The 6,761-nt window shown below is 64.5% G+C and carries 4 protein-coding genes; 3 read left to right on the forward strand and 1 reads right to left on the reverse strand.

Features of this window, described 5'->3' with window-relative positions:
* The first annotated feature begins 15 nt into the window (after positions 1-15).
* Positions 16-801, forward strand: a complete 786-nt coding sequence (locus tag AC0L3X_RS20090; protein WP_473316706.1) for a fumarylacetoacetate hydrolase family protein — start codon at positions 16-18, stop codon at positions 799-801.
* Positions 802-1,053: 252 nt separating this feature from the next.
* Here the strand turns inward: AC0L3X_RS20090 and AC0L3X_RS20095 are convergent, their stop codons facing one another.
* Positions 1,054-1,509 (reverse strand): Lrp/AsnC family transcriptional regulator, encoded by a 456-nt coding sequence (locus AC0L3X_RS20095; protein WP_014491864.1) that lies wholly within the window; start codon positions 1,507-1,509, stop codon positions 1,054-1,056.
* A gap of 152 nt (positions 1,510-1,661) precedes the next feature.
* On the opposite strand from AC0L3X_RS20095, the gene AC0L3X_RS20100 reads away from it, so the two are divergent.
* Positions 1,662-5,111 carry an indolepyruvate ferredoxin oxidoreductase family protein gene (locus tag AC0L3X_RS20100; protein WP_283017737.1) on the forward strand — a complete coding sequence of 1,150 codons (3,450 nt, stop codon included), beginning with the start codon at positions 1,662-1,664 and terminating at the stop codon, positions 5,109-5,111.
* Between the two features lie 76 nt (positions 5,112-5,187).
* The gene (iaaH, locus tag AC0L3X_RS20105) at positions 5,188-6,606 is read left to right on the forward strand and encodes an indoleacetamide hydrolase (RefSeq protein ID WP_063985661.1); all 1,419 of its coding nucleotides are present in this window, start codon (positions 5,188-5,190) and stop codon (positions 6,604-6,606) included.
* The last annotated feature ends 155 nt before the right edge of the window (positions 6,607-6,761 follow it).

Genomic DNA, 6,761 nt, shown 5'->3' on the forward strand with positions numbered 1-6,761 from the left:
CAACGAGGACAGAGCATGCGCTGGCTGAGATTCACTGTCTCGGACAAGACCTCCTGGGGAATTGTCGAGGGCGACCAGGTGATCGCGGTCGACGGCGATCCCTTTGGCGAATGGCAGCGCACCTCGCGCACGCATCCGCTGGCACAAGTTCGGATCGAGCAGCCGCTAATCCCGCGCACCTTCTATTGCGTCGGCTTGAACTATCTGAAGCACCTGAAGGAAGCCGCCGACAAGCGCGGCGAGGTGCCGGCCGTCCCTGATAGACCCGAGATCGGCTACCGCGCCCAGAACGCGCTGATCGCGCATGACGAGGACGTCGTGATCCCGTCCTTTGCGACGGACAAGATCCACTATGAAGGCGAGCTCGTCGTCGTGATCGGCAAGAAGGTGAAGCATCTCACCAAGCAGAATGCGATGGATTGCGTGTTCGGCTACACCATCGGCAACGACGTCAGCGAACGCAGCTGGCAGAAGGCCGACCGCAGCCTGTGGCGCTCGAAGAACGCCGACACGTTCAAGCCGATGGGCCCTTGGATCGAAACCGAGGCCAATCTGGCGAAAATGGAAACCGTCGTCCGGGTCAACGGCAAGGAGACCAACCGCTTCTACACCAACGACATGATCTTCGGCGTGGTGCCGTTCCTGGTCGAGCTGACCAAGTACTTCACGCTGTGGCCCGGCGACGTGATCTGGATGGGCACGGACGGCGCCTCGCCTGACATCGGGCACGGCGACGTGGTGGAGATCGACATCACGGGCGTAGGGACGTTGCGGAACAGGTTTGTGCGGGAGCAGCGGTAGTCCTCATCCTGAGGAGCTTGCGAAGCAAGCGTCTCGAAGGATGAAGGCCCGACTGTGGCCTCGCCCTTCGAGACGGCCGCTGCGCGGCCTCCTCAGGGTGAGGAGATAGAGTTGTATACGCCGCGAAATCAACAGTGCCGTAGGGTGGGCAAAGCGAAGCGTGCCCACCGCATTCGTAATGGAGGCGAGATGGTGGGCACGGCGCAAGCGCGCCTTTGCCCACCCTACGGCACCACGGCACTTCCCGCGCAATCAAAACGGCAGCGCCACACTCGTCTTGATCTCCTTCAGCACCACGTTGCTGCGGACGTAGCGGATGCCGGGAATGCGGAACATGAACTCGTCGAGGAATCTGTTGTAGGCCGCCATGTCCTGCACGACGACGCGCAAATGATAGTCGGCGTCGCCCGTGGTCGCGAAACACTCCAGCACTTCGCGCCGCGTGGTCACCCGCGCGACGAACTCGTCGACGAATTTGGCATCGTGCCGCTCCAGCGAGACATGCAGGATGGCCGACATCGCAAAGCCCGCCTGCTCGCGCGCGATCAGCGCGGCATAGCCCTGGATGACGCCGGCCTCCTCCAGCGCACGCACCCGGCGCCAGCACGCCGAGGTGGACATGCCGACCTCGTCGGCGAGCTGCTGGTTGGTGGCGCGGCCGTCCGTCTGGAGATGGGCGAGAATCCGCGCGTCCTGCTCTTCAATCATGGAAGCCCCCGATTCGGTAACTTCTACCGAATTATGCCATCCTCCGCAAAATTTTACCGAATTATCGATCAAGACAGGGTGAATAGGCAAGACCTACCAGCCTCCCCGGCATACCCTTCCGTCATCAGGCAGGATGCCGCACGAGGTCCGCCATGGACGCCGTTCCATCACTCGACAGCTACGAGCTCTCAGACCGCTACGACCGCGAAGAGGGGCGCGTCTTCCTCACGGGCACGCAGGCGATCGTCCGCATCGCGCTCGACCAGGCGCGGCGCGACCGCGCCGCCGGGCTGAACACCGCCGGCTTCATCTCCGGCTATCGCGGCTCGCCGCTCGGCGGCGTCGATCTCGAGCTCTGGCGCATCCAGGAGCGGCTGAAGCGGGATCGCATCGAATTTCTCCCCGCGGTAAACGAGGACCTCGCGGCAACAGCAGTGCTCGGCTCGCAGCAGGTAGAGACGCAGGCAGATCGCGAAGTCGATGGCGTGTTCGGACTTTGGTACGGCAAGGGCCCCGGCGTCGATCGCTCCGGCGACGCCCTCAAGCACGGCAACGCCTATGGCTCCTCGCCGCGTGGCGGCGTGCTGGTTGTCGCCGGCGACGACCATGGCTGCGTCTCCTCCTCGATGCCGCACCAGTCCGATGTCGCCTTCATGAGCTGGTTCATGCCGACGCTGCACCCCGCAAGCGTCAGCGAATATCTGGAGTTCGGCGAATACGGCTACGCGCTGAGCCGCTTCTCCGGCATGTGGGTCGGCTTCAAGGCGATTTCGGAAATCGTGGAGTCAGGTGCATCCGTCGCGCTGCGCCCGCCACGCGTCTTCAACACGCCCGATTTCACGCCGCCACCGGGCGGACTGCACTATCGCTGGCCCGACCTGCCGGGCCCCCAGATCGAGGAGCGGCTGGAGGCGAAGAAGCACGCGGTTTACGCCTTTGCAAAAGCCAATCCGATCGATCGCCACATCTACGATATTCCCAACGCCACTTACGGCATCGTCACGACGGGCAAGGCGCATCTCGACCTGATGGAGGCCCTGCGGCTGATGGGCCTGGATGAAGCGGCCTGCCGCAACATCGGGATCGACGTCTACAAGGTCGGCATGGTCTGGCCGCTGGCGCTGCATGACGCGATGGACTTCGTGAAGGGCAAGCGCGAGATCCTCGTCGTCGAGGAAAAGCGCGGCATCATCGAGAGCCAGTTCAAGGAATATTTTTACGACTATCCAGGCTCAAAGCCCGAGCGCATGGTCGGCAAGCACGACGAGCGAGGGGCGCGGCTGATCTCCTGGATCGGCGAATTGTCGCCGCGTGCGCTTGCTGGCGTGCTCGCACGCCGGCTCGACCCGATGTTCCCAGGCCTCAATCTCGCCGCGCGCGCGGCCGCCTTGATGCCCGAGGCCGCGCGCACGATCAACGTCAGCGGTGCGACGCGCACGCCGTATTTCTGCTCCGGATGTCCGCACAACACGTCGACGAAGGTGCCGGAAGGCTCCAAGGCGTTAGCCGGCATCGGCTGCCATTTCATGGCGAGCTGGATGGACCGCGAGACCTCCTCGCTGATCCAGATGGGCGGCGAAGGCGTCAACTGGGCGGCGTCGTCACGCTTCACCGGCCACAAGCACGTGTTCCAGAATCTCGGCGAAGGCACCTACTACCACTCCGGCTCGATGGCGATCCGGCAGGCGATCGCCGCCAGGGCCAACATCACCTACAAGATCCTGTTCAACGATGCCGTGGCGATGACCGGCGGCCAGCCGGTCGACGGTCCCATCAGCGTGCATGCCATCGCCCACAGCGTTCGCGCCGAAGGCGTGGGACGCATCGCGCTGGTGTCGGACGATCCCGCGCAGTTCTTGCCGGCAGACCTGCCGATCGGCGTGACCATCCATCCGCGCGAGGAGATGGACGCCGTGCAGCGCGAGCTGCGAGACATTTCCGGCGTCTCCGTCCTGATCTATCAGCAGACCTGCGCCACCGAGAAGCGTCGCCGGCGCAAACGCGGACAGATGGCCGACCCAAGGCGCTTTGCCTATATCAACGATCTCGTCTGCGAAGGCTGCGGCGACTGCTCGGTCGAATCCAACTGCCTCAGTGTCGAGCCAAAGGAGACGCCGTTCGGTCGCAAGCGCCAGATCAACCTCTCGTCCTGCAACAAGGATTTTTCCTGCCTCAACGGCTTTTGCCCAAGCTTCGTCACCGTCGAAGGCGCGACGCGCCGGAAAAAGACCGCGAGCGAGACCGACGCCGTCGGTCGCGCGGCTACGCTTCCCCTGCCCGCTCCCGCCACGCTCGATCGTCCCTACGATTTGCTCGTGACCGGCGTCGGCGGCACCGGCGTGATCACGGTCGGCGCGCTGATCGGCATGGCCGCGCATCTGGAGCGGCGTGGCGTCTCCGTGCTGGATTTCACCGGCTTTGCACAGAAATTTGGTCCCGTGCTGAGCTTCATCCGCCTTGCGTCAAGTCCGGACGCGTTGCACCAGGTCCGCATCGACCAGGGCGCGGCCGACGCGCTGATCGGCTGCGACCTCGTCGTCAGTTCCTCACCTAAGGCGTCCGGCACCTATCACCGCGGCACACGCGCCGCCATCAACACCGCGGAGATGCCGACCGGCGACGTCGTCCGCTTCCGCGACGCCGACCTTGCCTCGCCCGCCCGCCTGCGCGCGATCCGACAAGTCATTGGCAACGACAATCTCGACACCATCAACGTCAACGCGCTCGCCGAGCGGCTGCTCGGCGATGCCGTCTATGCCAACATCATCATGCTCGGCTTTGCCTGGCAGCACGGGCTTGTGCCGGTCGCGCTGCAAGCGCTGCTGCGCGCGATCGAGCTCAACGGCGTCGCGGTCGAACGCAACAAGCAGGCCTTTGCCTGGGGCCGGATCGCCGCGGCCGATCCGGAGTTTTTGCCGGGGAGTGACGAAGCGCTCGAAGCCGAGACGCTCGATCAGATCATCGATCGCCGCGCCGATTTCCTCGCCGCCTATCAAGACGCCGCCTATGCGATGCGCTTTCGGGCGACCGTCGCGAGGGTCCGCCGGGCCGAAGCCGCTCTGAGCAGTGAGGTGCTGACCGAGGCGGTCGCGCGCGCCCTGTTCAAGCTGATGGCCTACAAGGACGAATACGAGGTGGCGCGTCTGCACATGCAGAGCGGCTTCCTCGGCGAGCTGAAGCGCGAGTTCGAGGACGGTTTTCGCATCCAATATCATCTCGCGCCGCCGTTCCTGCCGTCAAAACCTGACGCACGCGGCCGTCCGCGCAAGCGCGCTTTCGGCCAGTGGATCCAGATGCCGCTCGCCATGCTGGCGCGGTTGAAGGGATTACGCGGAACGCCGTTCGATCCATTCGGCTACACGAATGAGCGGCGCACTGAACGGGAATTGATCGCCTGGTATGAAGGCCTGATCGAACGCATGCTCGGCCAGCTCGAGGCAGCACATCTTCCCGACCTCGTTGCCGTCGCAAAAGCGCCGATGGAGATCCGCGGCTACGGACCAGTGAAGGACACCGCGATCGCCAAGGTGAAGCCCGAGGTCGAGCGGCTGCTCACGAATTTGACGACGTCGGTAACGCAAAAGATGCACGCCCACGGTTGACGCGGCACCAGTGAGGCCTCAGCCTCCGGACTTTAGGCGGCACCCTGTTGGCGCCCCTGCAATCGGATGACGCATCATGGATTTGGACCAGTTGACCCTGAGTCAGGCCGTCGCCGACCTGCGCGCCGGGAAAGTCACGAGTACCGCACTCACGACGGAAGCACTGAGCCGCGCCAAAGCCCATGCCGAGCTCAATGCCTTCGTCACCCTGGACGAAGCGGGCGCCCTGAAAGCCGCCGCCGCATTCGACGCGACGGGCGACAGGACAAAGCCGCTCGGCGGCGTGCCCATCGTGATCAAGGACAATATCGAGGTCGCGGGACTGCCCTGCAGCGCCGGCACACCGGCACTGAAGGACTACATTCCGAATGCTGACGCACCGGTGGTTGCGAAGCTGCGGGCTGCAGGCGCCGTCATCATCGGCAAGACCAGCATGCATGAGCTCGCCTTCGGCATCTCCGGCTACAACACCGCGTTCAAGACCGGCGCGGAGTTCGGCGTGCGCAACGCTTATGACCGCACGCTGATCGCCGGCGGCTCCTCGTCCGGCACGGGCGCCGCGCTCGGCGCGCGAATCGTCACGGGCGGGCTCGGAACCGACACCGGCGGATCGGTCCGTGTCCCCGCCGCGCTGAACGGATGCGCCGCGTTGCGCCCGACGGTCGGGCGCTATCCGCAAGAGGGTATTGCGCCGATCTCGCACACCCGCGACACCGCGGGGCCCATGGCCGCGACGATGGCGGATGTCGCGCTGCTCGATCGCGTGATCGCCGGCGGCGACGAGGTTGCGCCGGCTGATCTGAAGCAGGTGCGGATCGGCATCGCGAACGCGATGCTGACCAATCTCGACGCCGATACGGAAGCCGCGTTCCACACGGCGATCGCAAAAGCGAAGGCGAAGGGCGTCACGGTCGTCGAGATCGAGATGCCTGAGCTCGCCGAACTCAACGGCCAGGTCAGCTTTCCCGTCGCGCTGTATGAGGCCTATGACGACATGGTCGCCTATCTCAAGCACACCGGGACCGGCCTCAGCATCGAGGCGCTGGCAGAGAAGATCTCCAGCGCCGACGTGAAAAGCATCTATGATGGCATGGTGATCCCGCGAAAACTGCCCGGCCCCGACAACGCGCTGTTCGACGCGAGGCCGATCTATGACGCCGCAATCAAGACCGCCCGCCCCGCGCTTCAGGCGCTCTACGGCAATACGTTTGCCAGCAACAAGCTCGACGCCGTCGCCTTCCCGACCACGCCGCGCGTTGCAATTGCCTCCAATCCGGACGCCAGCAGTCTCGAGAATTTCGGCCTGAGCATCCAGAACACCGATCCCGGCAGCAATGCCGGCATTCCCGGTGTCCAGATCCCGATCGCGCTTGGCGCGACAAGCAAATTGCCGATCGGACTTGAGTTGGATGGTCCTGCGGGAAGCGATCGCCGCTTGCTCGCGATCGGCGTGGCGCTCGACAGCGTGTTCGGACGACTGCCCGCACCGCGTTGACGCTCTCGTAGGGTGGGCAAAGCGAAGCGTGCCCACCACCTATCATTGATGGGTGGTGGGGGCCGGGGCGGGGGGGCGGGTGGCCCCCCCAGCCCGGAACCCGGGGGGGGGGAAAAATAAAATAAAAAAAAAAAAAACACGATGACGATAAAACA

It is taken from the genome of Bradyrhizobium sp. MI1.7 (assembly GCF_055811795.1).

Coding starts and splice junctions, on each gene's coding strand:
- AC0L3X_RS20090 (WP_473316706.1), top strand. CDS start 16: ATGCGCTGGCTGAGATTCACTGTCTCGGACAAGACCTCCTGGGGAATT.
- AC0L3X_RS20095 (WP_014491864.1), bottom strand. CDS start 1,509: ATGATTGAAGAGCAGGACGCGCGGATTCTCGCCCATCTCCAGACGGAC.
- AC0L3X_RS20100 (WP_283017737.1), top strand. CDS start 1,662: ATGGACGCCGTTCCATCACTCGACAGCTACGAGCTCTCAGACCGCTAC.
- iaaH (WP_063985661.1), top strand. CDS start 5,188: ATGGATTTGGACCAGTTGACCCTGAGTCAGGCCGTCGCCGACCTGCGC.